This window comes from Pseudodesulfovibrio senegalensis (assembly GCF_008830225.1).
GTDB lineage: Bacteria > Desulfobacterota > Desulfovibrionia > Desulfovibrionales > Desulfovibrionaceae > Pseudodesulfovibrio > Pseudodesulfovibrio senegalensis.
Genome location: NZ_WAIE01000001.1, coordinates 963191 through 985225, shown reverse-complemented (window position 1 = coordinate 985225; position 22035 = coordinate 963191). Strand labels below are relative to the sequence as shown.

At 54.3% G+C, this 22035-nt stretch carries 24 protein-coding genes and 1 pseudogene; 10 read left to right on the top strand and 15 right to left on the bottom strand.

Annotation, left to right across the window (positions count from 1 at the left end; genetic code table 11):
- The first annotated feature begins 3 nt into the window (after nt 1-3).
- From F8A88_RS04515 to F8A88_RS04505, 3 genes are all read left to right on the top strand, one after another.
- Complete coding sequence (locus tag F8A88_RS04515) at nt 4-975, top strand: ABC transporter ATP-binding protein (protein WP_151149887.1); 972 nt, start codon at nt 4-6, stop codon at nt 973-975.
- 3 nt (nt 976-978) lie between these two features.
- Nucleotides 979-1992: an ABC transporter ATP-binding protein gene (locus tag F8A88_RS04510; protein ID WP_151149886.1), complete on the top strand. Its 1014-nt coding sequence runs from the start codon at nt 979-981 to the stop codon at nt 1990-1992.
- A gap of 102 nt (nt 1993-2094) precedes the next feature.
- Nucleotides 2095-2592 (top strand): MarR family winged helix-turn-helix transcriptional regulator, encoded by a 498-nt coding sequence (locus F8A88_RS04505; RefSeq protein ID WP_151149885.1) that lies wholly within the window; start codon nt 2095-2097, stop codon nt 2590-2592.
- A gap of 76 nt (nt 2593-2668) precedes the next feature.
- Here the strand turns inward: F8A88_RS04505 and F8A88_RS04500 are convergent, their stop codons facing one another.
- The 6 genes from F8A88_RS04500 to F8A88_RS04480 all read right to left on the bottom strand — a co-directional run bounded on the left by F8A88_RS04500 (nt 2669) and on the right by F8A88_RS04480 (nt 7138).
- Complete coding sequence (locus F8A88_RS04500) at nt 2669-3064, bottom strand: response regulator (protein WP_151149884.1); 396 nt, start codon at nt 3062-3064, stop codon at nt 2669-2671.
- Nucleotides 3065-3170: 106 nt separating this feature from the next.
- Nucleotides 3171-4877: an FAD-dependent oxidoreductase gene (locus tag F8A88_RS04495; protein WP_151149883.1), complete on the bottom strand. Its 1707-nt coding sequence runs from the start codon at nt 4875-4877 to the stop codon at nt 3171-3173.
- A 29-nt stretch (nt 4878-4906) separates the two neighbouring features.
- Nucleotides 4907-6085 carry an aminotransferase-like domain-containing protein gene (locus F8A88_RS04490; RefSeq protein ID WP_151149882.1) on the bottom strand — a complete coding sequence of 393 codons (1179 nt, stop codon included), beginning with the start codon at nt 6083-6085 and terminating at the stop codon, nt 4907-4909.
- A gap of 158 nt (nt 6086-6243) precedes the next feature.
- Entirely contained in the window at nt 6244-6588 is a 345-nt protein-coding gene (locus F8A88_RS04485; RefSeq protein ID WP_151149881.1) for a DVU0772 family protein, read from the bottom strand.
- A 118-nt stretch (nt 6589-6706) separates the two neighbouring features.
- Nucleotides 6707-6877 carry a hypothetical protein gene (locus F8A88_RS15850; RefSeq protein ID WP_170283769.1) on the bottom strand — a complete coding sequence of 57 codons (171 nt, stop codon included), beginning with the start codon at nt 6875-6877 and terminating at the stop codon, nt 6707-6709.
- Nucleotides 6878-6880: 3 nt separating this feature from the next.
- On the bottom strand, nt 6881-7138 hold the full coding sequence (locus F8A88_RS04480; RefSeq protein WP_151149880.1) for a hypothetical protein: 258 nt from the start codon (nt 7136-7138) through the stop codon (nt 6881-6883).
- Between the two features lie 60 nt (nt 7139-7198).
- Between F8A88_RS04480 and F8A88_RS16090 the strand changes: the two are divergent.
- From F8A88_RS16090 to F8A88_RS04470, 3 genes and pseudogenes are all read left to right on the top strand, one after another.
- Nucleotides 7199-8317: pseudogene (locus F8A88_RS16090) on the top strand (M16 family metallopeptidase); the annotation flags it as partial.
- Nucleotides 8318-8467: 150 nt separating this feature from the next.
- Complete coding sequence (locus tag F8A88_RS16085; protein ID WP_421958089.1) at nt 8468-9850, top strand: M16 family metallopeptidase; 1383 nt, start codon at nt 8468-8470, stop codon at nt 9848-9850.
- A gap of 142 nt (nt 9851-9992) precedes the next feature.
- The gene (locus F8A88_RS04470; protein ID WP_151149878.1) at nt 9993-10334 is read left to right on the top strand and encodes a hypothetical protein; all 342 of its coding nucleotides are present in this window, start codon (nt 9993-9995) and stop codon (nt 10332-10334) included.
- A gap of 112 nt (nt 10335-10446) precedes the next feature.
- On the opposite strand, the gene F8A88_RS16080 is transcribed toward F8A88_RS04470, so the two are convergent.
- From F8A88_RS16080 to F8A88_RS04435, 7 genes are all read right to left on the bottom strand, one after another.
- Nucleotides 10447-10533: a transposase gene (locus F8A88_RS16080; RefSeq protein ID WP_151150263.1), complete on the bottom strand. Its 87-nt coding sequence runs from the start codon at nt 10531-10533 to the stop codon at nt 10447-10449.
- 147 nt (nt 10534-10680) lie between these two features.
- Entirely contained in the window at nt 10681-11742 is a 1062-nt protein-coding gene (gene aroC, locus F8A88_RS04460; RefSeq protein WP_151149877.1) for a chorismate synthase, read from the bottom strand.
- Between the two features lie 9 nt (nt 11743-11751).
- Nucleotides 11752-12411 (bottom strand): potassium channel family protein, encoded by a 660-nt coding sequence (locus tag F8A88_RS04455; RefSeq protein WP_151149876.1) that lies wholly within the window; start codon nt 12409-12411, stop codon nt 11752-11754.
- Nucleotides 12412-12430: 19 nt separating this feature from the next.
- On the bottom strand, nt 12431-13798 hold the full coding sequence (locus tag F8A88_RS04450) for a TrkH family potassium uptake protein (RefSeq protein WP_151149875.1): 1368 nt from the start codon (nt 13796-13798) through the stop codon (nt 12431-12433).
- Between the two features lie 43 nt (nt 13799-13841).
- Nucleotides 13842-15023, bottom strand: coding sequence for a GAK system CofD-like protein (locus tag F8A88_RS04445; protein WP_151149874.1), 1182 nt, complete (start codon nt 15021-15023; stop codon nt 13842-13844).
- Nucleotides 15024-15115: 92 nt separating this feature from the next.
- The gene (gene aroL / locus F8A88_RS04440; protein WP_151149873.1) at nt 15116-15637 is read right to left on the bottom strand and encodes a shikimate kinase AroL; all 522 of its coding nucleotides are present in this window, start codon (nt 15635-15637) and stop codon (nt 15116-15118) included.
- Between the two features lie 169 nt (nt 15638-15806).
- Nucleotides 15807-17075 (bottom strand): ABC transporter substrate-binding protein, encoded by a 1269-nt coding sequence (locus F8A88_RS04435; RefSeq protein ID WP_151149872.1) that lies wholly within the window; start codon nt 17073-17075, stop codon nt 15807-15809.
- Nucleotides 17076-17119: 44 nt separating this feature from the next.
- On the opposite strand from F8A88_RS04435, the gene F8A88_RS04430 reads away from it, so the two are divergent.
- Nucleotides 17120-17326 carry a ferredoxin gene (locus F8A88_RS04430; protein WP_151149871.1) on the top strand — a complete coding sequence of 69 codons (207 nt, stop codon included), beginning with the start codon at nt 17120-17122 and terminating at the stop codon, nt 17324-17326.
- An 11-nt stretch (nt 17327-17337) separates the two neighbouring features.
- Here F8A88_RS04430 and F8A88_RS04425 read toward each other — a convergent pair whose 3' ends face one another.
- Nucleotides 17338-17907, bottom strand: a complete 570-nt coding sequence (locus tag F8A88_RS04425; protein WP_151149870.1) for a type I restriction enzyme HsdR N-terminal domain-containing protein — start codon at nt 17905-17907, stop codon at nt 17338-17340.
- A gap of 150 nt (nt 17908-18057) precedes the next feature.
- On the opposite strand from F8A88_RS04425, the gene F8A88_RS04420 reads away from it, so the two are divergent.
- From F8A88_RS04420 to F8A88_RS04410, 3 genes are read left to right on the top strand one after another with little or no spacing between them, the layout of a single operon-like run.
- Nucleotides 18058-18738 carry a FadR/GntR family transcriptional regulator gene (locus F8A88_RS04420; RefSeq protein WP_161598336.1) on the top strand — a complete coding sequence of 227 codons (681 nt, stop codon included), beginning with the start codon at nt 18058-18060 and terminating at the stop codon, nt 18736-18738.
- A gap of 2 nt (nt 18739-18740) precedes the next feature.
- Nucleotides 18741-19538: a sulfite exporter TauE/SafE family protein gene (locus F8A88_RS04415; protein WP_151149868.1), complete on the top strand. Its 798-nt coding sequence runs from the start codon at nt 18741-18743 to the stop codon at nt 19536-19538.
- Between the two features lie 21 nt (nt 19539-19559).
- A complete protein-coding gene (locus F8A88_RS04410; protein ID WP_151149867.1) occupies nt 19560-20582 on the top strand; it encodes an alpha-hydroxy-acid oxidizing protein in 1023 nt (340 codons plus the stop codon).
- A 76-nt stretch (nt 20583-20658) separates the two neighbouring features.
- On the opposite strand, the gene F8A88_RS04405 is transcribed toward F8A88_RS04410, so the two are convergent.
- Nucleotides 20659-22020, bottom strand: a complete 1362-nt coding sequence (locus F8A88_RS04405) for an NADH-quinone oxidoreductase subunit N (RefSeq protein WP_151150262.1) — start codon at nt 22018-22020, stop codon at nt 20659-20661.
- Nucleotides 22021-22035: the final 15 nt, after the last annotated feature.

Sequence of the window (22035 nt, the reverse complement as noted above, 5' to 3'; positions counted from 1 at the left end):
GAAGTGGAATCACTCCTTCAAATAAAAGACTTGAGCGTGGAATTCGCTCTGAGAACCGGAACCGTGCGCGCGGTCCGCAATGTGGATCTCGACCTTGACCGAGGCGAACGGTTGGGGCTGGTCGGAGAATCAGGGGCAGGAAAATCCGTTCTCGGCTTTTCCATCATCAATCTGATCTCCAAGCCCGGCTACATCTCCGGGGGGAAAATTCTGTTCCGCGGCAAGGACATTTCCAAATACAGCTACGAGGAAATGCGTAAAATTCGCGGCAACCGTATCTCCATGATCTTTCAGGACCCCATGATGACCCTCAATCCGGTGCTGACGGTTGGTCAGCAAATGATTGAAACCATTCGGGCACATATGTCGGTTTCGGAAAAGGACGCCAAGGAAATCTGTCTGGAAAAATTGCGCAAGGTCTACATTCCTTCGCCGGAAAAACGACTCAAGCAATATCCACATGAATTCTCGGGGGGCATGCGCCAACGCATCGTCATTGCTATCTCACTGCTGACGGACCCGGACATCATCATTGCCGACGAACCCACCACGGCGTTGGATGTGACCATTCAGGCCGAAATCATGGACCTGCTGCTGGAACTCTGTAGAAACGAAAACATGGGCCTGATGCTCATCACGCACGACCTTGCCGTGGTTTCGGAGGTCACGCAGCGCATCGGAGTTCTGTACGCAGGAAGGCTTGTGGAAGTCGGCAACACCGAAGAAATCATCAATACTCCCAAGCATCCCTATACGCGCGGATTGATCCATGCCCTGCCCGAAAGCGCTTCGGGCAAACGACTCAATCAGATTCCCGGCATGATGCCGGGGCTGACCAGCATGCCTACAGGCTGCCCTTTCTGGCCTCGCTGCGACAAGGTCACGGACCGGTGCAAAAAAGAAGCACCCAAACTGACCCGACTGGAATCCGGCACCATCATAGCATGCTTCAATCACGACAAGCGCGGAGCATAATTCATGAGCACCACACCGCTTCTTGAAACCAAGAATCTGGTCAAACATTTCGACATATCCGGCGGACTGATCGACCAGCTCAAATTCAACAACGGCAAAATCACACGCAAACAGACCGTGGTCAAAGCGGTCAACAACGTGTCGCTGGCCATACAGGAAGGCGAAACCCTCAGCGTGGTCGGCGAATCCGGCTGCGGCAAATCCACACTGGCCCGCACCATTATCGGGCTGTACCCGCCCAACTCCGGGCAGGTGCTTTTCCGGGGAAAGGAAATTCAGGGAATGCACGGGGGGGCCAGACGGCCATTTCGACGCAAGATGCAAATGGTCTTTCAGGACCCGTATGCCTCACTCAATCCGCGCATGACGGTTCGCCAGATCCTCGAGGAACCGGTTCGATTCCACAACCCGAAACTGAACCGGGCGGAAGTCAAGGACGTTGTTTCGGAAACGGTACAGGCAGTAGGTATCGACCCGGCATGGGCCGACCGCTTCCCGCATGAATTTTCCGGTGGTCAGAGGCAACGCATCAGCCTTGCCCGAGCCTTGGTGTTGGACCCGGAATTCATTGTGGCTGACGAACCCATCGCAGCCCTGGACGTATCGATTCAGGCCCAGATTCTGAACCTTATGATGGATATGCAGGAGACCAGAAAACTGACATACCTGTTCATCAGCCATGACCTCTCGGTGGTGGAACACATCTCCAACCGTGTAGCGGTCATGTATCTGGGTTGTCTGTGCGAACTTGCTCCGGTAGGGGAATTGTTCAGCACACCGCGACACCCATACACGCAGGCACTGCTCTCCGCCATTCCCAGACTCGGCGGGACGGCTGGAGGACATACCCGTCTTTCCGGCGATGTGCCAACCCCCATCAACCTGCCGACTGGCTGCGTATTCAACGGCCGCTGTCCACATGCGAATGACCGCTGCCACGCAGAAATCCCGCTTCTGCGGGAGGTGGAAAATGGCGCACAGGTCGCCTGTCACGCTCTGGAAGAAAACAGGATATGAGTATACACCGCCCCGAAAGGGGCGGTTTGCTTTGGAAGACAGCAACTTGACACACCCCGCCCCGTCATTTTACTTGGTATCCTAACAACCCGGAGTTTCTTCATGCTGGAATTATACGATCTTCCTGACGAGGAATTGCTTGAGCGCTACACCGAGCGTTTTCCGCAGTTGGATGTGCCCGCACAAATGTGTTTCCTGCAAACCATGCGCGTCGCGTCGGATGTGGAAACATGGCTGAATTCCCTGCTTGCCAAATACAATATCTCCCAGCGACGCTTCTTCATACTTATACTGCTTTCCAGACGCAGCGAAGGCTGGACACCATCAGAGCTGGCAAAAGGGACGGGGGTCACCAATGCCACGATGACCGGCGTTCTGGATACACTGGTCAAGGACGGTCTGGTAAAACGGAAAATAGCCCCCGATGACCGGCGTGTAAAAATGGTCAGCCTGACGCCCGAAGGCGAGGATGCCATCTACACCATCCTGCCAGACTACTATGAACGGGTAGCAACCATGATGCGGGAATTCTCGCCCGAGGAACGCACCATGCTCCGCAACATCCTGGACAAGCTCAGCGCCGGACTGGCCTGCATATAACAAAGCCCCCGCAACGCACGACAGCGCCCGGTTCGAGGTGAACCGGGCGCTGTCGTGCGTTGCGGGAATGCTGCCGTCAAATAATCATGTTGGCCTGCAACTCGTCCAAAACCTTTTCCTTGTCGAACGGTTTGACAATATAACAGGAGGCAAAGGTATTAAAAAACGCACGACTCACATTTCTGTTGTCCACCAACGAAGTAATCATCACCAGAGTAAATTGTTCGCTCTCAGCGACACCCAACTTGGCCTCCTCCCTACGCAATAACTCCGCAGTTTTGTGACCATCCATTTCAGGCATGAGGATATCCATGAAAACAACATCATATGGACGTTTTTCCTCATGGGCCTGAAGAAAAAAATCTACAGCGACTTCACCGGAATAAGCTGCGTCGCACTCTGCAAACGGAGCCAGTATTCCTTGTAGATAAAGATGGATAGACTCGTCGTCGTCAACAATCAGAAAACGCATTCGCTCACCTGGGCTTGCAGTTAAACACCCGTGCCGAGAAAACCGGACACGGGTGTTTTATTACATGACATTCGACACCAGATACAAGAACAAATAACAAGGATCGCTAAAGCTCTATTCCATATTTCTTGAGTGAAGCCATTCCGCCGTGGATATTGACGACATTCTTGCGGCCCTTGTGCGTCAGCATGATCTGGGCCTCATACGAACGCGCGCCCGTATTGCATACCAAAACGCAGGTCTTGTCCTCGGGAATCTCGTCGAGACGCTTGTATATCTCGCCCTGCGGCACGTTGTGCCAATGCTCAGGATTGCGTTCCATATACGGTTTGGCATCTCCTGCTTCACGACAATCAATGAAGCAATACTCACCGTCTTCACGTGCGGCCCAGAACTTTTCGAATTCCTCGGGTCCAACGCCGCGGTTGATTTCGCGCAACACATTATCCGCCATATTGGCAACGGTGTTGAGGATATCCATGGCAGAGGCAAAGGGCGGCGAATAGGCCAGTTCCAAATTGCTGATGTCGTCAATGGTGGCATCAAAATGCAATGCTGCGGCAACCGTGTTGATCCGTCCGACCATGGCATCCCCGGAACTGCCAAAACCCTGAATTCCCAGCACACGGCGGGTACCCCGCTCCACGACCAATTCCAGATTCATGAGTTCCTTGGTTGGGTAAAAATGAGCCCTGTCCAGCTGAACAAGCATCACGCTGAAGGCATCGAACCCAGCCTGTTCGGCGGCTTCAAGGCTCAGGCCCGTACCGGCAAGGGAGGTTTCAAAAAGCTTGACCACAAACGATCCCACCGCAGCCGGGAAACGACTGTCGCCGTCAGCCAGATTATTGCCGATAACACGTCCCTGCCGGTTGGCCATGGAACCCAACGGCAGGAAAAGGGGCTGCCCGGTGATATGATTCCTGATGATGGCGCAGTCGCCCCCCGAATACACATCGGGGTCATTGGTGCGCATGTGGTCGTCAACGAGGATGCCGCCACGCTCGTGGCATTCTATGCCGGCCTCGCGGGCAACGTCGTCACACGGCACAACCCCCACGGAAACGATAACACAATCGGCTTCCAGAACGCCCTTGTCCGTGACTACCCGCTGCACCTTTCCGTCACCTTCAATGGCCTTGACGGATTCACCCATGCGAAACACCACGCCCTGCTCTTCCATGTGCTTGCGCCCCATGGTCGCCAATGTCGGGCTCACAAGCCGAGGCATGATCTGATCGAATATTTCAATGACCGTAGTCTCAACTCCCCACATGTCGGTCAGGGCCTCGGCCATCTCCAGGCCGATGAATCCGGCACCGATGATGACCGCCTTGCCGATCTGTCCCTTGGAAATGGACTGGCGAATACGCTCCGCATCATGGGGTGTGGAAACATAATGCACGCCCGGCAGGTCTTCGCCCGGAAGATTCATGCGTCGAGGGGTCGCACCGGTGGCAATGACAAGCTTGTCGTAGCTCAATTCGCCTTTTTCCCCGGTGGCAAGGTTCGTATACTGCACTTTCTTTGCGGCTCGGTCGATGGACTCGGCCCGAGTGCGGGTCATGACATCCACGCCCTTGATCTCATCAAAAAACGGCACATCCCGAACCATGTGAAAACTTGTGGTGCACAACTCTTCAGCATCCGAGACATCGCCGGAAACATAATACGGAATACCGCACCCGCCGTAGGATATCACATCACTCTGATCAAGCATGGTAACCTTGGCCCCCGGCTCAAGTCGCTTGAATCTGCAAGCGGTCTTGGGGCCCAGCGCAACACCGCCGATAACAACAACATGTTGAGACATGCAGCCTCCTCGATTTATCTCTGATCGAATTAACGCACAAACTCTCTGATACTTTCAGCCAGCCGCTTGATTCCCTCTTCAATACGATCCGGTTCCGCATTGGAAAAATTGAGTCTCAGAGTGTTTTCCCCGCCGCCGTCCGTATAAAACGGCTTGCCGGGTACAAATGCCACTTTTCTTTCAATGGCCTTGTCGAACAACTCCATGGAGGAACACCCTTTCGGCAAGGTGACCCACAAAAACATTCCGCCGTCCGGCCGTGTGGTTTCCACGGTATCCGGAAAATATTCGTCGATCATTGCAACCATGACGTCACGATGGGAACCATAGACTTCGCAAATATGCCTGATATGCTCTTCCACATCATTATTCAGCACATATTCCCGCATGACCGCCTGGGTCACTGTGCTTGTGTGCAAATCCGCAGCCTGCTTGGCGATGATCAGCTTGTCACGCCGCTCACCCGAAGCCACGAGCCAACCGATCCGAAATCCCGGAGCCGCAATTTTGGAAAAGGAACCAAGTAAAATGCCCGGCTTTTTTTGCAGGGAATGTACCGTGGGCAGATGTTCGCCCTTAAAACGCAACTCGCCATAGGGATCATCCTCAACAAAGAGAACGCCGTACTTGTCCAAAAGCTTGGCAACAGCCCGACGCTTTTCCAGGCTGTAACTCAGGCCGGACGGATTCTGAAAATTGGGTACGGCGTAAAAGACCTTTGCGCCATCGGCAAACGCCTCTTCCAGCCGTTGCAGATCAGGGCCGTCGGATTCCAGCGGGACGGCCACGAACTCTGGTTCAAACAGGGAGAACGACTGAATGGCCCCCAGATATCCGGGACTTTCAATAACGACCTTGTCACCCTTGTTCAAAAAAACCTTACCCACAAGATCCAGGCATTGCTGAGATCCGGTGGTAACAATCAAATCATCCGGCGTGACCGAAAGATTCTTGGTTTTCGAATACCGCCCGGCAATAAACTCCCGAAGCACAGGGTCCCCTTCGGTGGTGGAATACTGCAGGGAAGCAGGGCCGCTCGTGCCCAGAACCGAAACCGCGGCCTCCTTCATGGCCTCCACCGGAAACATCCGGGGATTGGGCAAACCGCCCGCAAAGGATATGATGGAAGGGTCAGCAGTGACCTTGAGAATTTCCCGAATAAAGGAACGATGCACCGTCCCCATTCTGCTTGCATATGTATTTGGCATAAAAACTCCTTGGAACAATGGGAAATAACCGGAAAAAATACAATTCGCAAGGAGGGAATGGAATAACTGTGCTTCGGTACCCAACACGCATGTTTTCCAGAAAAAAAGGGAAAGACAGCCACGCTGCCTTCCCCTTTTGAATCACTCTGTTGAGCTTTTTAGACGTCCATCTGTGTCTCCAGCCACTCACGCACTTCCTGGTTGGGAGCATATACTCCCTTGAGGTGGCTTACGGACTCGAGAAAACGTCTTCCAATCTTCTCAGGAAGGTCGAGTACAACCAATTCCCGAGCTTCTTCCGAATTGCGCCTGATGAGCATGACCTTGGGGTTGTCATCCCAGGCATATACCACGAAATAATTACTGAAATCAGCCTTGGAAGTGACGGGCCGATGGTCGGCATGCCAGGAATTGTTTCCCCACTCAAGGTACATGGTCACTGCATCTTCGGGAGTCATGTTCCAATCTATGTCCAGATTCCTGTATTCTCTCAGGCTACCCATAGTTCCTCCTTGGTTCCCTGATTCTCTCAACTGACTTATGTTAATAATAACTATTACTATTAATAAGTCAAGAAAAAAGGGCAACAAAATTGCCCTTGAAAAATCGGAACTTTAGCGGCTATTCCTTGTCAGGAGACCAGTTCGGGTCACGGTATTTGTCGGGGTTGTAAATTCGCCAGTCATTGCCGTCTTCATATTTCTCGTCAGCACCGGGATACGGCGTGAAGACTCGGCCCTCTTCCTGGGCTCCGACAACATATTCCGAATTCTTGCGGCTGTCCTGATTCATTGCTCAATCCCCTGAAAATGTCTTTGTTTGAAAACCGACATTATATAATCGCCGTCTGCCGTTCGCCCTTTCCTGCTCCAATTTCCCCACGGCTGTCAAGGCCTGTTTTCCAACATTTTCAAAACGAAATCCCCACCACTTCATACCAGGAATAAAGTCAACCAATTGGCGCTTTCTTAACGAGTAAAATACCACATGTGAAAGCTTGCCTTTTGGAAAAAAATAGTTATTTGCAAGACTGACACAACAAACAACTATCATGGGGGCCTCTGGACCCTACGCCACGTTTCCTGTTTTCCCAAAGGAGTATGGAGTGACAATATGGCAAAAAGACTATTTGCTCTCGCAGGGCTGCTACTGATGTTCATTGCCACCAATTCAGGCGCAACGCCAAAAGCCGAAGCTGCGCAACAAACCCAGCAAGCTGACTCGCATGTCGTCAAACTCGAAAACGGATTGACTGTCCTGGTCAAACAGGACAAGCGTTTTCCGCTGGTCAACATCCGCCTATATGTGCATGCAGGCTCTGCCTATGAAGATCCCGGACAGGCAGGCATCAGCCACCAGCTTGAGCACATGGTTTTCAAGGGAACAGACAAACGGGCGCCCGGACAGACCGCGCTGGATATCGAATCCGTAGGAGGCAGCCTGAACGCAGCCACCAGTTTCGATTACACTGTCTATTACGTCGAAGTTCCCGACGACCAATGGCAACTGGGAATGGACGTTGTTTCCGACATGGCCTTCAACGCCAAGATCGACCCCGACGAGCTTGCCAGTGAACGAAAGGTTGTCCTGGCGGAATTGGAACGGGGTGAAGACACTCCTTCCAGTCGGCTGTTCAAAACCATTCAGGGCATGATCTGGAAGGGAACATCCTATGAATGGCCCATCATTGGCTACCGGGACACGGTAAAAAGCCTGACCTCCAAAAAAATTCACGACTACATCAATACATTCTACCAACCGCAATCCATGCTGTTGACCATAGTGGGCAACGTGGATGTTGATAAGGCCATTGCCGAGGCAAAACGATTGCTGGGGCCAAAAAGGAATACCCGGGACATCATACCCACCAAGCCGTTTGCTCTGCCGCAGGTCCATGGTCCGGCCGTCAAGGTGGTCGAAGGCAAATGGAACAAGGTCTATCTGGGTGCTGCGTTCCCCATCCCAGACCTCAAGGCTGCCCAAAACGCCGGGCTGGAAATGCTGGCCCAATTATTGTGCGGAGATGAAACCTCCTACCTCTACCGCAAGTTCAAATACGAAAAACGTCTTGTGGACAACATCGGCATGTCTCCCATGTCCCTTGAACGCTCAGGATTCATGTACATTCATGCAACACTGGACGCGGACAAGGTGCAGGAATTCTGGAAAGAATTGATGCAGGAAATGGCCGCCTTCACCCCGTCCGTCTTTTCGGACCGTGAAATCGAACGCGCACGCCTGAACCTTGAGGACTCGCTCTTTCTTTCCAAGGAAACCCTGTCCGGGCTGGCCGCCAAGCTCGGATTTTTCCAGCTTTTTGAGGACGGGGAACAAAGCGAACAGAATTACCTTTTCGCGCTCAATCATGTCGACAGAAAGGAAATGGGCCAACTCTTCAGTCGCTACATTCGCCCCGACCAGTTGGCCACGGCCATTCTTGCTCCGGAAAATTCCGGCATCAAGGAAGACAAGCTGAGCGGCCAGACAAAAGCCATCTGGAAAACCGAAAAACGCGCCGAACAAGAGTCTGATACGGACACCGGAATTTCCAAAACGGTTTCACTGCCCAATGGCAGCAAGCTCATCCTCATGCCGGACACCACCCTGCCCTACACCGCCTTATCCATGTACTGGGCCGGAGGCGAAGGGGATGTTCCCGCCAGCAAGCAGGGATTGGCCGCCTTGAGCGCAAGCGTGCTGACACGAGGAACCGCCAGCATGAACGCAACCGAAATCGAGGATTTCCTTTCCGACCATGCTGCCAGTATCGGCGCAAGTGCGGGCAGAACCACCTTTGCGCTGGAAGCGAAATACCCCTCGCGTTTCAGTGGAAAGGTGTTGCCACTACTCAAGGAAATGGCTCTTTCGCCTTCCTGGGACAAGGAAGAAGTGGATCGCGCCCGTCAAGATCAGATCGCATCCATCAAACGTCGAGAAGACCAGCCGCTCGGACTGATGTTCCGCCACCTTTTCCCGTTCCTTTTTGCAGACGCGCCCTACAGCTACCTTTCGGACGGCACACCCGCATCTGTTGCCGCAATCACTGCCGCGGATGCCCGCAAGTTCTGGGAAAAACAACGGACAAGGCCCTTCACCATGGCCGTTGTCGGTGATTTTGATGCCAAAAACATTGAGGACTTTGCAAAGGCCGTGGCGACCGCACACTCCGATCCCTCCAATAATTACGCGTTCCCCAAGCTGCGATGGAATACGGCACGCGAAAAGGACATGTCCCTGCCGGAACGCAACCAGGCACACATCGTCATGAGCTTCCCGGTTCCCGGAAAATCCGACCTTGAAACGTCGGCACAACTGGCCGTTCTCAAGGCCGCCCTTGCCGGTCAATCCGGGCTTCTGTTCCGGGACATGCGCGATAAACAGGGTCTCGGATACACGGTCACCTCCTTTCTCTGGCAGGCTCGCGAAGGCGGCCTCATGGCACTGTACATCGGCACCAGCCCGGACAAGGTGGATCAAGCCCTCAAGGGATTCAAAACGGTTCTCAAAGAGCTTGAACTCGACCCGCTGCCCCAAAAGGAACTGGACCGGGCCAAAAGCATCCTCAAGGGGGAATACTACCAGGAACACCAATCCCTGCTTTCCCGCAGCCGGGAGGCAGCCCTGTTGACGACCCTGGGTTTCGACACTGATCATGAGCGCATGCTCATCGAAAAGGCGCAATCCGTCACCCCGCAGCAAATCCAAAAGCTTGCCCGAACTTACCTGAATGCGGACAAGGCCTATCTCATGAAAGTGCTGCCCTAGAACCCAATCGCTATACAATGCAAAGGCCGTCCCGGTTAGGGGCGGCCTTTTGCATTATCGAGGAGAACCCACTTGCCCTTGCAGGGGAATCTGGGATACATATTGCGAATCAAATCAATAAAGTTCACACAAAGGATCACATATGGCCCTTCTTTTCGGCTCGCCCAAACGCGTCAGCAAGGATGATACGAAAACCGACCAGCGCACCAAGCTGGCCAAAGACATGTATCTGGCGGGCAAACTCAAGATAGTAACCACGGAAACCGTTCCGGGCAGAGACATTGTTGGGGCTTTCGGCCTGATCGTCTGTCGAAGCTATACGTTCGACAACGCCTTTTACGGTCTCATGGCTCAGGCCATCGATGTCAATGCGGACGCCATCATCGGCTATCGAGAATCCGTGGCCTTTCACCCGGAAGGGGACAAGTACTACTCCTGCTACGGCACCGCAGTGAGACTCAAGCCGCTGAAATCCAACAAATAAGTACAAGGGGAACACCTGATGGCTGGTTCCCCTTTTTCGTTTATACGGCTCATCCGGATCAAGCATACTTCGCTTCGTGAATTCCCATGATTCCGAGTTTGAAAAACATAATTCACACCTGCCGCTTCCATGTCTTTATCTTGTTGTTCGCCCCTTCGATCAGACCAGATACAATGGGATGTTCAAACGAGGCGAGAATACCGAAGCGTGCGCGGCAAGACGCTTCCCCTTAATAGGGGGTGGAAATCATTTGCGGCACACGCACGACCAATTGGTGATGCTTCCAACGGTTGGAACGCCATGTCCTTTCATTTTGTGAATAGTACGGTTTAGCCGGATAAACGCTTTATAGGCGTTCGCCCAAACGACGATCCACCAGCAACAGGTCAGCCAATGTCAGGGCCATCATGGCCTTGAGCACCGGATTGATCCGTGGAATGGCCGAAATATCATGTCGTCCGCCCACGCGCACACACACGGTTTCTCCGTTTCGATGCATGCACTTCTGCTCGCGGGCAATGGACGGGATCGGCTTGATGTATGCTCTGGCAACGACATCCTGCCCGCTGGAAATACCGCCAAGACTGCCCCCGGCATTGTTTGACGTAAAACCGTCAAGCGTCATGTAGTCGTTGTTGGCAGAGCCGGTACTGCGAGCCGCAACGCAACCGGACCCGATCTCCACGGCCTTGACCGCGCCCACGCCCATCAGGGCATAGGCAAGCCGGGCATCCAGCTTGTCAAAAACAGGTTCGCCAAGCCCCGGAGGAACGCCTACGGCACGGACCTCCACAACGCCGCCCAACGTATCTCCATCGGCTTTGACCGCATCGATTCGCTCATCCCATGCAGCAACCACATCCCGGTCCGCACTGAAATACGGCGTCTGGGCTGCATCTTCATAATTCATGGTCGCGACGGAAATTCCGCCCAATTCCACAGTGCTGGCATAAAGAGCTATGCCCTGCTGGCGCAACAGCTCCTGCGCAATGGCCCCGCCCGCCACGCGGGACAGGGTTTCGCGGCCGGACGACCTGCCGCCACCGCGGTAATCCCGGCGCCCGAACTTGGCATGAAAGGAAAAATCCGCATGTCCGGGCCGAAAAATATCCTTGAGAGTGGAATAATCGCGGGAACGCTGATCCTCATTTTCCACGTAAAAGCCAATAGACGTTCCCGTGGTCATGCCGTCAAAAACCCCGGAGAGCAGCCGTACTCTGTCGGACTCCTTGCGCGCCGTGGAAGCTTTGCCACTTCCGGGCCTGCGCCTGTCCAATTCCTGCTGAATAATCTCTTCGCTCATGGGAACGCCGGCGGGACAACCGTCCACAACACCGCCAAGGCCGGGCCCATGGGATTCACCAAAGGTAGTCAACCGGAATATGGTTCCGAAAGAGTTGCCGCTCATCATTATCCCCTAGCTATCTGCAAGTTCAAGTACGTCATCACCTTTTCCGAGGATGACAAGAGTATCACCGCGGGTCAACACGACATCCGCACGAGGCACAAAGGAAAGGCCTTCCTGCTCCTTGGCCCTGAAAGCCACCACCTGCACGTTGAAACGATTGGTAAGGTCCAGTTGGCGCAAGCTTTTGCCCTGCCATTGATCAACTTCGACCTCGCGCACAACCACGTCTTCACCAAGGCCCAGATAATCCAGAAGACCGGGCACAGCCATGCGATGGGCTATTTGCTGGGCAACAAACCGTTCAGGGAAAACCACAAAATGTACACCAAGACGCTTGAGCACTTTTTCATGCTCTTCGCTCACGGCCTTGACCCAGATTTTCTTTACGCCCAACTCCTGGAGATTGAGCACCACGAGAATGCTGGCTTCCATGGACTTGCCCGTGGAAACCACCACCTGATCGAGCTCCTTGAAACCAACCTGTTCCAGGGCCCCCTTGTCCGTGCCGTCCGCCTGAAAAGTCTGATACAAATAACTCTGCACGCGACGAACGTTGCTTTCCGAACGATCGACCCCGACAACGGTATGTCCCTTTTCCTGAAAGGCCCGTGCGAAAGCCTGACCAAACTTACCCAGACCCACAACGCCGACTTCAATCTTGTTTGCCATGACGATTTCTCCTGAAAAACTAGCCCAGCGGCAAATCCTGCTCCGCAACCCGATACCGTTCCTCGGCCTGCCAGCTCTGCAATGCGGACAACAGCCACATGGGACCGAGCCTGCCCACAAACATGAGCATGATAACGACAACTTTGCCCACGGAAGTCAACGATCCGGTCAATCCGGTGGAGAGCCCCACGGTCCCATAGGCCGAAAACACTTCGAAAAGCGTTTCCAGAAAATGCCCGCGGGCCTGAATATGCGGAATGTCGCCGCCCTCGCTGATATTGAGCACGATAGTGGTCCCGGCCACGATGAACCCGGCGAAAACCACCAACGTGAAAGCCTTGTTCATGGATTGCGAAGACAGGGAAAAACGACCGATCCGCGTTTGTTCACTGCCGCGGAACTGAGCCACGATAAACGCCCACAAGGCTCGTATGGTAGTTGTCTTGATGCCACCGGCACACGATCCCGGTGATCCTCCCACAAACATGAGAAACAACATGAAAACCAGGGACACATTTGTCATGTGGGCAATTTCCACAGTATTGAATCCGGCCGTACGACAGGACACTGATTGGAAAAGCGCCATGAGCAACTCGTCATCCCAATCACCAAACGACTCGCCTCCGGCCAATTCCGCGCCAAAAATAGCCAACGCTCCGGCCACGACGAGAAACAAAGAAGTATTGAGCACAACCCGTGTGTGCCAACTCATGCGATGCGGCTTGCTCGGTGCCGAATGCGTCAACGTCTTGATTCGTCGGCCGACAATTCCGGAACATTCGTTCAACACATAAAAGCCGAGCCCACCTGCGGTGATCAAAATCATGAATACCGCATTGACAGCCCAATCACCCTGCCAGCGGACCAAGCTGTTCGGGAACAATGAAAATCCGGCGTTACAAAATGCCGAAATCGAATGAAATATTGCAGAAAAAAAAGAAAAACCAACAGGGTCCAAAAACCACAGGGCGATCGCCCCTACCCCTTCGATCAGCATGGTCATGAGCAGTACACGAAAAAGAAATCCACGCAGGCTGAACCGGGGATCATGCAACAGGCTGAGCCCCACAGCCATCCGGTCGCCAAGCGAAACCCGACGTCCGAGCAGATACAGCATAAGACTCGTATAGGTCATGATACCCAGCCCACCCAACTGGATGAGCAGAAGAATGACCCCTTGTCCCGCCCGGGTAAAATAGGAGCCGGTGTCAACAACGACCAGACCGGTAACGCAAATGGCCGAGGTTGATGTGAACAAGGCGTCAATAAACGAAAGGCTCTGGGTCCCATCGCACCAATCAAGACGCAACAGCACCGCACCCAGCACGATTGCGGCCGCAAAAAACCATACGGGCAGCCAAAATGGAGTTAATAGCTTGGAACGCATGAAAAACGTGTTACTCCCAGCAACGGCCAAGGGCAAGCACGGACTAGCACGAAAGTGCCAACAAGGCGCGCACCAGACCAGCCGGGTCCGCAAGACCACGTTTTCCGTCAAGCAAAGGCGTCCTGAGTATCTCCAACCCCAGCTTTTCGAAAAAAACCTCATCCACATCGCCCGGGTAATGGGCGTCACCGGAATCAATAAGCACGGCATCCAGGTAAGACCCGCCAGCCTTGACGATGGCCCCGCGACGCAAAAAGCCTATTATGGCCGAGACCTGATCGGACAGACTCGTATTGAACAGTTCCGGATCGAGCCCCAAATTGGGAACAAAAACCTTGGGGCAACCGTTTGCGGCCACGGCATCTGCAACACCCGCCGGAAGCAGGTTGGCCACAATACTGGTATAAAAACTGCCCACCGGATAACAGATCAGATCGGCATCGGAAATCAACCTCCTGATCTGTTCATCAATACGGACCTCGCTTCGGGGCACATTTTGCGTACCGCGCACAAAACGGATTCGTTCCACACGCGACTTGACCGGTTCGACTTCCTTGCCAGTAATGCGATGCTGACCGACCACGGTTTTTCCGTCCGCGTACTCGGCCATGAGATCAAGAGGCTCATCCAATACAAGCCGCACCGTGCCGCGGGCACGAACCAGCGTTGCAAACTCGTCAATGGCAGGAGCACTGCGGCGCTCATTGCGCAAGAACAAAGCAGTCAGCACAAGGTTGCCGACGCTGGCATTGCGAAAATCAAAAGACGGGGAACAGGCATCAAGAAAATCCGACAAACAGGAACGAATGGCCGTTGCGGCAGTCTTGGGCAACTCCGTCATTGCCGAGTGCTTACCGCGAACCATCGCATCGATCTCACGACGCAATGCAGACGCTTCTTCCTCTTTTGGCAAACGATACCCCAGAAAATCAGCAACAGGAGCAATGGCAGGATCGTCGGTATCGGCAAGGGCTAGCAGGCGATTTCTGGCATCGCCCACCGCAGGCATGGAAAACTCCCGTCGCAAAACAGCGGAACTTCCCCCGGAATCAAACGGGGTGACAATATGGACGGAATTCCATGTATGGCGAACCAACTCAGAACTTGCCCGCCGCAGGGCTGTGCCCCCACTGAAAAACAGTATACGCGGACCGTTCTGCGGATCGGCCTGCAGCCGTTCCAGCCTGTGCTCCATCGTCTTCAGACGTTCACGCAACCTGTCCAATCACGACCTCCCGATGCTGTCAAAATGAACTTCCAACACAATAAAAGAACTTCATTCCAATGAATACAATAGCATCGGATATAACGAAAAAGTCAAGTTTTTTCCGTCAACCGCTCTGCAGACCGCGCAATGGTGCGAACCATGAACTCCGGCAAATCCTTGGTAATAACCACATGGGCGCTTTCCCGATACATGGGATCACGGCGCTTGAGTACATCCCGAACTTCTTCAGCAAGAGACTTGCCGGTCAGGCTCGGACGCTGGGCCTCAAGCGGGTCATTCTCAAGGCGCTGCGCCAACTCGTCCGCATCGATATCAAAATATACCGTCATGCCCCGCGCCAAAATCTTTCTGTTCTCCTCGCGCAGCACAATGCCCCCGCCACAGGCAACCACAAGGCCTTGTCTGCCCGCAAGCTCCCGAAGAACGGCGGCCTCGCGATTGCGAAACACATCCCAACCTTCGGCGTCCACACACTCGGCAATGGATTGCCCGTGCTTTTCCACAAACACCTGATCCGTGTCCACAAAAGGCCGTTTCAGGTATTCGGCCAGCATTTTCCCAACCGTGGTCTTGCCGCAAGCGCGCGGCCCTGTGAGGTATATGTTTTTCATAATCCGATTCGTCTTTGTGATGTGATTTTCCGGAAGGCTCCGCGAGCCGATGTGAAGTCTGTGAGCTACAACCAAGCCGCTCAAAAGGCAAGTGCAAAAGCATTCACCTGGACCGCGCACAAATCACAACCCTCAAGAATTAAAGGCATTCAGACAAAGTCCGCTACAATTATGGTTCAAAATGATACTTCCACCCCTGTTCCAGATCATTCTCGTATTCCGCCGAGATCTCCGGAATGGCCGCCACTGCCAAGTCATGGTGCGAAGCTGCAGCACGTCCCAAATACACCGATGAAAAACGATCGCAAATACTGCCTGGCAGGCGAGAGACGTCAATGCCGGGGAGATCTCCCCAGAGCACGGGACCGAGCTTGGAATACTGCACCTCAGGGGACATGAGCACATTGGCAAGCACCATTGCCCCACCCTTGTTGGGCGCGTCAAAAGGGATGGCCACACAGTGCAAATGAAAAAGGGCGCCGTCCTCCATGGCATAGCTGCGAACCGACATGGGATATTCGCCAGCCAGAACCATTGAGGAAGCATGCAATGGCCGATACGACATGTTCAGCCAGATTTCCCCGGAAGCAAACAAGCCATCCATATGGGCCCGGCTTTCCGGATATTCATTTCCCTTCTTCCACATGAATGGTCGAATATCCTCAAGGTAGTCCCACAACAACGGCACGTTGCGCTCCAACAATTTTCTGTCAAAGATACGATAATATTGATCTGCCCCGCCGGAAACAGCAAACAGGACCTGCCGAATGAAGGCAGCCCCAATCGGATTCGGAGGCGCACAGTACGTGAAACGGCCAGGGTTATCCTTGATCCACTGCCTGAGCTGCTCCATTGTTCGTGGCGGCTCGTTCATTCGGTCCGCATCGTATTCAAAGACGAACCTGGACATGCCGAACGGCGTTTCATAACCGTCAACCGGCATGCCGAAATCAATACCGGCCATATCCTTGTTCACAAAGAAAAGATAATTGGGAAGCTTTTCCGCATACGGCCCGAACAAAGCCCCAGCCTGTTTCAAATTTCGAAAATTTCTGCCGTAAACGCCCACCAAGTCGGCACTTCCATGCGAATCGCCCCTATCCCTGGAAGCAACAACCTCCCGCGCAAACGCATCCAAAACAACGGGAACACGCACAACGGAAATATCATAACGCCGTTTCATGAACGGACATAACACAGTATCTACCCACTTATTCGCAAACGAATCACTGTCATCCATGTAAAAATGAACAATGGTTCCCTTTGCCTGTTCGGCAATATCGGTATACCCCGTGGACAACAGTGCCGCCCCCGGACTGTCCCGTTCTTCAAAACACCCATACAAACAGATAAAAAGCAAAAAAACGGCCGTCAGACTGATAAATATCCAGCCGTTCCCGCCAAACACTCCACCATGAGTCGTGCGGAAAATCTTCATGACCGTACCTTGCCTCAATCAATATCAGTTATTATTGTTGATTTATGAGCAACGCTACAAATACCCAACATGTGGAACTGGACCTTGTGCACTGCAATGGGTGCCAAGGGTGTGTGGACTTGAATCCCGATATTTTCGAATGGGATGAGACCACTGACAGGCCTATAGTCATCCGCCCCGAAGCAACCATACAAGAGGTGCAGGATGCCATGAACTGCTGCCCTGGGGAGTGCATCCTGATCAAGGAGTAATGAACCTTCGATCAATCATCCTTGGGACCGGCAACAGGACAGGCTCCTTCACAACAGGCACCGAAAAGAAATCCGCTATAGGCGTGGAATATGCGTGTCTGTTTTTCCCGTTGTTCTTCGCTCAATGGTCGTACTTCGGCGTCCTTTGTCATATCCAGAAGCTCTTGCCATGTGGGCAGGGCTTCCATGCCTTGGCGCAGACAGCCGCCGTCGTCAGTATTGATGAGAATGGCCTCCATGGTATCCGTGACCAAAGCCAGCGGGGCGGGTCCGCCCTGCACAAGTCGGGCAGCACATGCGGTCTCGCGCTCATAGGTTCCCACATTTCCCGAACAGAATAGAATCACGAACAACGGTCGCTCCTCTTCGTCCACAATCACGAAATCAAGCGCGCGGTCATATTGCTGGCCGTCAATCGAGTACTCCAGCTTGACCTTTGATCGAATCCGCTCGCGAGGATATCCCTTTTCCTCCACCAACATCTTGGCCAAGCCCTGCCGAACTTCCTCATAGGTGGTGTTTTCGAGTTCCTCGCCGGTCAAATAGTCACGGAGTGCTCCGCCCAAACTTACTTCATGCATATTTTTTCTCCATTAATTCAGCATACACCCTCAGCATGTGCGCCGCAAGATATTGACGGGCAATACAGATGCCAAAACAGCTTGCTTTTTTTTACACACAAGAATATTGGTAGGACCGATTTAATCATAAACAAAATTGGTCTTACCAATATGAGCAAACACCGCTACCAACAGATCGTCGACCAGATTCAGGGACTGATCCAAACCGGGGAAATGCAGCCCGGTGACAGACTTCCCTCGGAACGCAAACTTGCCCAGACTTTCAAGGTTTCACGAAACAGCGTACGCGAAGCCATCCGTGCTCTTGCGGAAAAAGGCGTTCTCGTAAGCCGTCTTGGCGACGGCACTTATCTGGCCCCCAACGACACCACCCTGCTGACCGAGACATTTGCCAAAGCCATCGGCCAGCAAAAAAAACATATTCAAGAAATCTTCGAACTTCGACGCATCATCGAACCGCAAATAGCGGGGCTGGCCGCCGAACGCCACACCCCGGAGCAGTTGCAAGAGCTCAAGGCCGTGCTGCTGGACCAAAGCAGGGCGGCATCAGGGGACAAAGACGATTCCGAATTCGATCGCGAATTTCACCGCATACTGGCCCGCTCCACAGGCAACAGTGCTCTTTTTCAAGTCATGGAGACCATCACTCGTCTACTGGACGACACTCGTTCCCGCTATCTGCGTGACCCTGTACGAACCAACCATTCCGTACAAGGACACATAAGCATAATTGAGGCCATGGAAGCTCATGACGGGCAGGCTGCGGAAAAAGCAATGGCCCGACACATCATTCAAATGCAACAGGCCGTGCTGGACGGCCACGAGGAGTAATCATGCTCACCGTTTTCATCACCTACATGCTCATGGGGGCACTGGCCGGAGTGCTTGCCGGGCTGCTCGGCATCGGCGGCGGACTGGTCATCGTTCCCATCCTTTACTTCTGCTTCACCAAACAGGGCATCCCACACGACGTCATGATGCATCTGGCACTGGGCACATCGCTGGCCACCATCATCTTCACCTCCATATCCAGCTGCATGGCCCACAACAGGCGCGGAGCCGTGCGTTGGGACATCCTCAAAACCATCGTTGTGGGCATTCTCATCGGTACATTCGTGGGCACGTGCATCGCCTCATATCTTTCCACCAACTTTCTCAAGGGATTCTTTGGCGTATTCCTGTATTACGTCTCCTACCAGATGATTACCGGCAAAAAACCCAAACCCAGCAGACAGGTTCCGGGCACGACACCCATGTTCGGCATCGGCAACGTCATCGGCATCTTTTCCAGCCTTGTAGGTATTGGCGGCGGCACCCTCTCGGTTCCATTCCTGACATGGTGCAACGTCCCCATTCATACGGCCATCGGTACGGCCGCTGCCATCGGATTGCCCATCGCCCTTTCCGGAACGGCGGGATACATATACAATGGCCTTGGTGTGGCCAACCTGCCGGAGTGGTCTGTGGGCTACGTCTACCTGCCCGCCCTGCTCGGCATTGTGTCCATGAGTGTCATCACCGCCCCACTGGGCGCACGCCTGGCGCACAGCCTGCCTGTGGACAGGCTCAAGAAGGTTTTTGCCATCCTCTTGTTCGTGGTGGGAACCCGCATGTTGTGGAGTCTTTTCTAACTATTGAAGGGAGCTGAAAAAATGAAGGAAATTCGCAAAAAAGCACGCGAAGCAATGAAAGGATACTGCCGGGTATGCCCGGTTTGCGATGGACGCGCCTGTGCCGGAGAAGTCCCGGGCATGGGGGGCGTCGGCACCGGAGCATCCTTCAAAAACAACGTAGCCGCGCTTGCTGACGTCACACTGAACATGCGCCTGCTGCACGATGTCTGTGATCCCGACCCATCGGTAAATGTGCTGGGCATTGACCTTGCCATGCCGGTCATGGCCGCGCCCATCGGCGGCGTGTCCTTCAACATGGGCGGCGGCATGGAAGAACACGAATACGTGGACGCCATTCTCGGTGGCAGCAAGGAAGTGGGCGTCATCGGTTGCACCGGCGACGGCGTGCCCGAATTCATCTACAAAAGCTCATTTGACGGTATCGCCAAGGTGGACGGACACGGCATTCCCTTCATCAAACCGTGGGAAGGCGACGAGCTGAACGAAAAAATCGACATGGCTGCCAAGTCCAATCCTTCTGTCTTCGGCATGGACATCGACGCGGCCGGCCTGATCACCCTGCGGCTCATGGGGCGTCCGGTTTCCCCCAAGACAGTGAAGGAACTCGCTGTTATCGTGGAAAAAATCCACGGCCTGGGCGCAAAATTCATACTCAAGGGCATCATGGACCCGGACGAGGCGCGTATGGCAGCGGACACGGGGGTGGACGCAATCGTGGTTTCCAATCACGGCGGCCGCGTGCTCGACCACACACCCGGCACCGCCGAAGTGCTGCCCGCAGTGGCCGATGCGGTCAAAGACAAAATGACCATCATCGTGGACGGCGGCATCCGCGACGGTTTCGATGTGCTCAAGGCCATGGCCCTTGGCGCGGACTGTACCATGATCGGCCGCCCGTTCTGCACGGCGGCCCTCGGCGGCGGCAAGGAAGGCGTGGTCAAATACCTTGAAAGTGTCATGGGCCAACTCAAACAGGCCATGGTGCTGACCGGATGCAGGGACATGGCCTCTGCCGGGTTGCATCTTCTCTACGAAGCCTAACCCACAGCCACTGATCCCCAAAAGAAAAGAGGGCCCCCCACGGGAGGCCCTCTTCATTTTTTTGTCATTGAACCGCTCAGGGCAGCAATGCCTTTCCGGCCTTGACCGCTAACTCAAACACCGGAGCCGGAATCATGCCCAATCCGAGCACGGCCACGGTCAGCAGGCTCGCACCCACGACCCCCAGCACGCCGCAATCAGGTTTGGGCATTTCCTCGCCCTCGACTTCCTTGGTGTAGGCATGGCGAACCATGTTCAGATAGTAGTAGATGGCGATGGCGCTGTTGAGCACCAATGTAATGACCAACCAGTTGTATCCGTGGTTCCATGCGGACGTGATCAGGAAGAACTTCCCGATGAAACCGATGGTGGGCGGCAGCCCCACAAGGGCAAACGCCCCGGCGCCAAGGGCAAAGGCCAGATACGGCGCGCGCCGGTACAGGCCATTCAGGTCATCCAGTTCCAGATTGCGACCGTCCACGGCAATGCGGCTGATCACCCAGAAACACAACAGGTTCATGAGCAGGTACGCCAGCCCGTAGAAGCTGGCGGCCGCCAGTCCCTCTGCCGTTCCGGAAACCAGCCCGACCATTATGTACCCGGCGTGCGCAACAGACGAGAATCCGAGCAGACGCTTCAGGTCCTTCTGGGCCAGGGCCGCGAAGTTGCCGTAAGTCATGGACAGGCCGCCGAGCACGGCGAGTGTGGTGGTCAGTTCAAGGCCGGGCTTGAGGAAAACGGCCAGACGGACCAACACCACGATTGCGCCCATCTTGGGCAGGGTCGCCACATAGGCAGCGGTTTCATTGCTGGCGCCCTGATACACTTCCGGAGCCCAGAAATGAAACGGGAACAGGGCCAGCTTGTAGAACATGCCCGCAAGGAACAGCGACAGGCCGACCACGGCCATGGGCTGCTGCGCAAAACTCCACGACTTGTCCGCCAGTTCGGCGATAAACGTGGTATGCTGCGCGGCGATGACATACGACAGGCCGTACAGGGCCAACGCCGTGGCCACCGCACCGAACAGAATGTACTTGAGGCCCGCCTCAGCCGCCCCCCGGCTGCCCGAACGCAGGGGAATGACCGCATACAGGCTGTAGGAGGAAAGCTCCAAAGCCAGATAAATGGTGATCAGTTCCACGCTGGAGGCCAGCATCATCAATCCGAGAGCGGAAAAGGCCAGGAACATGTAATAATCCGGCCGTTTGCCCTCGACAAGGGTTTCCTGTTTGCAGGCGTTCACGGCAACGATCCAGTACCCGAAGGCGATGACCGCCTTGAAGAACTGGGAGGCCATGTCCACCTCGTATACGCCGTAGAACATGGTTCCGCGGCAATTCAGGCTCAGGCAGGCGGCAATGACCCCGATGAACGATCCCACCGGAACCCACCACTCTGCGCGGGGGAAGGATTTTATCCCGAAAGCCTGGAGCATCAACACCAGAGCCAG

Excerpts from the sequence above, each read along its gene's own strand:
- F8A88_RS04510 (WP_151149886.1), top strand. The coding sequence starts at position 979 with ATGAGCACCACACCGCTTCTTGAAACCAAGAATCTGGTCAAACATTTC.
- F8A88_RS04505 (WP_151149885.1), top strand. The coding sequence starts at position 2,095 with ATGCTGGAATTATACGATCTTCCTGACGAGGAATTGCTTGAGCGCTAC.
- F8A88_RS04500 (WP_151149884.1), bottom strand. The coding sequence starts at position 3,064 with ATGCGTTTTCTGATTGTTGACGACGACGAGTCTATCCATCTTTATCTA.
- F8A88_RS04495 (WP_151149883.1), bottom strand. The coding sequence starts at position 4,877 with ATGTCTCAACATGTTGTTGTTATCGGCGGTGTTGCGCTGGGCCCCAAG.
- F8A88_RS04490 (WP_151149882.1), bottom strand. The coding sequence starts at position 6,085 with ATGCCAAATACATATGCAAGCAGAATGGGGACGGTGCATCGTTCCTTT.
- F8A88_RS04485 (WP_151149881.1), bottom strand. The coding sequence starts at position 6,588 with ATGGGTAGCCTGAGAGAATACAGGAATCTGGACATAGATTGGAACATG.
- F8A88_RS15850 (WP_170283769.1), bottom strand. The coding sequence starts at position 6,877 with ATGAATCAGGACAGCCGCAAGAATTCGGAATATGTTGTCGGAGCCCAG.
- F8A88_RS04480 (WP_151149880.1), bottom strand. The coding sequence starts at position 7,138 with ATGATAGTTGTTTGTTGTGTCAGTCTTGCAAATAACTATTTTTTTCCA.
- F8A88_RS16085 (WP_421958089.1), top strand. The coding sequence starts at position 8,468 with ATGGGCCAACTCTTCAGTCGCTACATTCGCCCCGACCAGTTGGCCACG.
- F8A88_RS04470 (WP_151149878.1), top strand. The coding sequence starts at position 9,993 with ATGGCCCTTCTTTTCGGCTCGCCCAAACGCGTCAGCAAGGATGATACG.
- aroC (WP_151149877.1), bottom strand. The coding sequence starts at position 11,742 with ATGAGCGGCAACTCTTTCGGAACCATATTCCGGTTGACTACCTTTGGT.
- F8A88_RS04455 (WP_151149876.1), bottom strand. The coding sequence starts at position 12,411 with ATGGCAAACAAGATTGAAGTCGGCGTTGTGGGTCTGGGTAAGTTTGGT.
- F8A88_RS04450 (WP_151149875.1), bottom strand. The coding sequence starts at position 13,798 with ATGCGTTCCAAGCTATTAACTCCATTTTGGCTGCCCGTATGGTTTTTT.
- aroL (WP_151149873.1), bottom strand. The coding sequence starts at position 15,637 with ATGAAAAACATATACCTCACAGGGCCGCGCGCTTGCGGCAAGACCACG.
- F8A88_RS04435 (WP_151149872.1), bottom strand. The coding sequence starts at position 17,075 with ATGAAGATTTTCCGCACGACTCATGGTGGAGTGTTTGGCGGGAACGGC.
- F8A88_RS04430 (WP_151149871.1), top strand. The coding sequence starts at position 17,120 with ATGAGCAACGCTACAAATACCCAACATGTGGAACTGGACCTTGTGCAC.
- F8A88_RS04425 (WP_151149870.1), bottom strand. The coding sequence starts at position 17,907 with ATGCATGAAGTAAGTTTGGGCGGAGCACTCCGTGACTATTTGACCGGC.
- F8A88_RS04420 (WP_161598336.1), top strand. The coding sequence starts at position 18,058 with ATGAGCAAACACCGCTACCAACAGATCGTCGACCAGATTCAGGGACTG.
- F8A88_RS04415 (WP_151149868.1), top strand. The coding sequence starts at position 18,741 with ATGCTCACCGTTTTCATCACCTACATGCTCATGGGGGCACTGGCCGGA.
- F8A88_RS04410 (WP_151149867.1), top strand. The coding sequence starts at position 19,560 with ATGAAGGAAATTCGCAAAAAAGCACGCGAAGCAATGAAAGGATACTGC.
- F8A88_RS04405 (WP_151150262.1), bottom strand. The coding sequence starts at position 22,020 with ATGCTCCAGGCTTTCGGGATAAAATCCTTCCCCCGCGCAGAGTGGTGG.